Annotated in this window: 4 protein-coding genes; all 4 read left to right on the top strand. The window is 28.4% G+C overall.

Features of this window, described 5'->3' with window-relative positions; all coding sequences use genetic code 11:
* Positions 1-152 precede the first annotated feature (152 nt).
* The 4 genes from NSA58_RS17025 to NSA58_RS17010 are packed head-to-tail and all read left to right on the top strand — an operon-like array spanning position 153 to position 3668.
* The gene (locus NSA58_RS17025) at positions 153-1160 is read left to right on the top strand and encodes a LacI family DNA-binding transcriptional regulator (protein WP_074079396.1); all 1008 of its coding nucleotides are present in this window, start codon (positions 153-155) and stop codon (positions 1158-1160) included.
* A gap of 39 nt (positions 1161-1199) precedes the next feature.
* Positions 1200-2135, top strand: coding sequence for a ribokinase (gene rbsK / locus NSA58_RS17020; protein WP_039680041.1), 936 nt, complete (start codon positions 1200-1202; stop codon positions 2133-2135).
* Between the two features lie 14 nt (positions 2136-2149).
* On the top strand, positions 2150-2815 hold the full coding sequence (gene deoC / locus NSA58_RS17015) for a deoxyribose-phosphate aldolase (RefSeq protein ID WP_039680040.1): 666 nt from the start codon (positions 2150-2152) through the stop codon (positions 2813-2815).
* A 25-nt stretch (positions 2816-2840) separates the two neighbouring features.
* Positions 2841-3668 (top strand): MIP/aquaporin family protein, encoded by an 828-nt coding sequence (locus NSA58_RS17010; RefSeq protein ID WP_039680039.1) that lies wholly within the window; start codon positions 2841-2843, stop codon positions 3666-3668.
* Positions 3669-4037: the final 369 nt, after the last annotated feature.

Here is a 4037-nt window from a genome sequence, read left to right as displayed (position 1 = left end):
GAAAATATATATTGACTAGAATATAAAAAATCTATATTATTAAATTAAAGAAAACGGTAACAATCAATTATAGTGTCGTTTTAGCAATGTGGAAAATATGAAATAAAAAATATAAATTAATATGGAAAAAATGAAAAGAAAGTGGAAGAAAAATGAATATAAAAGTGAAAGATATAGCAATTAAATCAGGTGTATCTATGGCAACTGTTTCTAGATATTTAAATAAATCAGGATATGTAAAAGAAGAAACAAGACAGTTAATAAAAAAAGCCATAGCTGAAATAAAAGGTGAAGATAAAAGTTACTCACAATTGAAAAATATAGCAGTAGTACTTCCAGATTTATCAAATATGTTTTTTACAGACGTACTAAAAGGAATAAATGAAGAAGCCGGTAAATTAGGATGCAATGTATTAGCCTTTGATAGTAATGAAGAAATAGAAAAAGAAATTAATATAATAGAATCTTTAAAAGACCTGAATATATCTGGTCTTATAATAACTACAACTGTTAACAATAATATGGAAATTATTAAAAAACATATTCAAAATATGAACTCTTTAGAAATACCAATTATTTTAATAGATAGAGATTTAAGATTTTGTGATTTTGATGGAGTATTTATAGATAATAAAAAAGGTGCTTTTGATGGTGTAGATACTTTGATAAGTGAAGGACATAAAGAAATAGCAATAATTACAGGTCCTCTACAATATAAACCAGGAATAGAAAGGTTAGAAGGATATAAGCAAGCTTATGAATCAAATGAATTATCTGTAAATGAAAAAAATATTTATGAAGGTGATTTTCAAGTAGATTCAGGATATAGATTAACAAAGGAAATTATTAAAAATAATAAAGATGTATCTGCAATATTTATAAGTAATAACATGATGACTTTAGGTGCTATTAATGCTCTAAATGAAATGAAAATAAAAATAGGTGAAGATATATCAATATTAGGATTTGATGATTTAGACTTTTTTAACTATGTTGGACTTAATATAAGTGTTGTATCAAGACCAACCTCAGAAATGGGGAAAATAGGTTTCAACATATTATATAAAAAACTTTCAGATGATGAGCCAAGCTCTACTCAAAACATAATCTTAAAGCCAACAGTAGTTTTAAGAGGTTCTGAAAAACTAGCAAGTAATTAAACTTAACTATAAATTTTAACAATTAGGGGGAATTTCAAAATGAAAAAGAAAGTAACAGTAGCAGGAAGTTTTATAGTTGATTTAATGGCGAGAACGCCACATTTACCTAAACCAGGAGAAACAGTAAAAGGTTTAGCATTTAAAATGGGACCAGGAGGAAAAGGTTCAAATCAAGCAATAGCAGCAAAAAGAGCAAATTGTGATGTGACATTTATATCAAAAGTTGGAAAAGATGAATTTGGAGAAATGGCTCTTAACACTTTTAAAAATGAAGGCTTAGATACTAAATACATATTTGAAGATGAAAATTTACAAACAGGTACAGCTTTAATAATAGTTGATGATGTAACATCTCAAAATGAAATAGTAGTAACATCAGGAGCTTGTGATAATATAACTAAAGAAGATTTACAAACTTGTAAAGATGCAATTATAAACTGTGATATATTCTTAAGCCAATTAGAAATAAATAGAGATGCAATAGAAGCTAATATAAAATTAGCTCATGAAAATAATGCAACTATAATATTAAATCCAGCTCCAGTTCAAGATATTAGCGAAGATGTATTGAAATTAGTAGATATAATAACTCCTAATGAAGTAGAAGCATCAATTATTACTGGATATGAAGTTGTAACAGTAGAAGATGCCAAAGTAGCAGCTAAAATACTTCAAGAAAAAGGAATAGAAGATGTTGTAATAACTCTAGGAAAACAAGGTGTATATGTAAAGAGTAAAGAAGAAGAACAATTTGTAAAAGCGTATACTGTAGATGCAGTAGATACAACAGGTGCAGGAGATGCATTTAATGGAGGGTTTGTTACAGCTTTATCTGAAGGAAAAGATATATTTGAAGCTGCTAGATTTGGAAATGCTTTAGCTGCATTATCTGTAACAAAAATAGGAACAGCACCAGCTATGCCTACTAGAAAAGAAATAGATACATTAATGGAAAAAGAGTTAACAATGGCTTAAGGGAGGAAAATAAAATGAATAAATATATAGATCATACATTATTAAAAGCAGTGGCAAGTAAAAGTGATATAGAAAAATTATGTAAAGAAGCATTAAAATATGATTTTGCATCTGTTTGCGTAAATCCAGCAAATGTAAAAATTTCACATGAATTGTTAAAAGATAGTAATGTTAAAGTATGCACAGTAATAGGATTTCCTCTAGGAGCAAATACAATAGAAACTAAAGTATTTGAAACTAAAAATGCTATTGAAAATGGTGCAAAAGAAATAGATATGGTAATAAATATAGCTGCTCTAAAAGAAATGGATTTAGATTACTTAGAAAAAGAATTAAGTGAAATAAAATCTGCATGTGGGGAAAATGTTTTACTAAAGGTGATTATAGAAACTTGTTATTTAAATGAAGAAGAAAAAGTTTCTATAAGTAAGTTAGTCGGAAAACTTAATATAGATTTTATAAAAACATCAACAGGATTTGGAATAGGTGGTGCCACACTTGAAGATGTAAAAATTATGAAAGATAATATAGGCGAAAATACAAAAATAAAAGCATCAGGTGGAGTTTCTGATTTTGAAACAGCTAAAGCATATATAGATTTAGGATGTAAAAGAATAGGAACTAGTAATGGTATTAAAATAGTAACTAAAGATCAAAGTATGGAATTAAACTCATATTAATAGGTTGAAATAGGGGGATATAAAAATGAGTGTATATATAGCTGAATTTATAGGTGTTGCAATAATTGTATTTTTAGGATGTGGTGTTTTAGCAGGAAACTCTTTGAAAAAATCTGGCGCTAATGGTGCTGGAAATGTGGCAATAAACTTAGCATGGGCAGCAGCAGTTACTCTTGCAGTATATACAGTTGGAGATATAAGTGGAGGGCATTTTAACCCAGCTGTTACAATAGCTTTTGCTATACAAGGAACTTTTGATTGGGCTTTAGTACCAGGTTACTTATTAAGTCAAGTTTTAGGTGGAATGTTTGGAGCATTATTAGTATATTTACAGTATCTACCTCACTGGGAAGCTACAGAAGATGAAACTGTTAAATTAACAGTATTTGTAACTGCACCAGCAATAAGAAATAATTTTACAAACTTTATAAGTGAGTTTTTAGGAACTTTTGCATTAGTATTTGTTGTATTAGCTTTAGGAATAAATGATTTTGCAGCTGGAGTAAATCCATTAGCAGTTGGATGCTTAATATTTGTACTAGGAACATCTTTAGGTGGAGTAACTGGAAATGCTATAAACCCAGCTCGTGACTTAGGTCCTCGTATAGCACATTTTTTATTACCTATACCAGGAAAAGGAATTTCAGATTTTAAATATGGATGGATACCAGTAGTTGCTCCTATAATGGGAGGAAGTTTAGGAGCAATGCTTCATTCAGCACTATATGAAGGAATAGTAGACTTTAGACTTTGGGCAATTATGATAATTTCAGCCATTACCTTTGGAGCTTTATATATGATAAGTGTAAAAAACTTAAAAGAAAATAATCTTTCAAGCACTAAAGTAGCATAGCAACAATGACTTGGTCATCGTAAGACTATTATAGAGTGTAGTTCTTTTCAGTTTATGTCAAGAATTTGCTAAAAAAGAGGATGCTTCAAAATGATTTCTAAATCATTCAAAGAGGCATCCTTTTTTAATTGTTTTTTGTGAAATAATGTATTTATACATTATGGAAAAATAATAGAGGAAGAGAATGGTTGTAAGTTACAAGGAGTAATTAAAACTTCTAAAATCTACAAAATAAAATGTATCCTATTAACTTTACTTTTATTATTTATATTATCTAAGGTTAATCTTTTTTCAAGTATATCCATACTTTTTTTCCAAGGGATATATATATTATGGATTTATAAATACAACCTAAGCAATGAATTTATA

Source organism: Terrisporobacter muris, from assembly GCF_024621905.1.
Classification (GTDB): Bacteria; Bacillota; Clostridia; order Peptostreptococcales; family Peptostreptococcaceae; genus Terrisporobacter; species Terrisporobacter muris.
Note: the sequence above shows the minus strand (reverse complement) of the source record. Positions and strands in the feature narration are given on the sequence as shown.